Here is a 266-nt window from a genome sequence, read left to right as displayed (position 1 = left end):
CCACAATGGTACGCATCGCTGCCTTTGCCAACGGACGGTAAATCACCGTCTGGAAGCGCGCCAGCAGCGCGGGCTGGAAGTGGTCCCGCAGGACAGGACGCAGCAGTTCATGCAGGTCCGGCTCTGTCGCCTCCGGCTGTTCATCCAGCAGCTGCATGATAAGGTCGCTGCCGAGATTGGAGGTCATCAGAATCACCGTGTTGCGGAAGTCAATTTCCCGCCCCTCGCCGTCGCGCATGACGCCCCGGTCAAACACCTGGTAGAAC

1 protein-coding gene is annotated in these 266 nt (G+C 61.3%); it reads right to left on the bottom strand.

All coding sequences use genetic code 11. The features are described from left to right. The coding region (locus RTW80_RS29525) for an AAA family ATPase (protein WP_312721681.1) at window positions 1–266 on the bottom strand (266 nt) is incomplete at both ends.

Source organism: Escherichia sp. AM3, assembly GCF_032029835.1.
Classification (GTDB): Bacteria; Pseudomonadota; Gammaproteobacteria; order Enterobacterales; family Enterobacteriaceae; genus Escherichia; species Escherichia coli.
The sequence above is the reverse complement of the archived record's forward strand: the minus strand, read 5'-3'. Positions and strand labels throughout refer to the sequence as shown.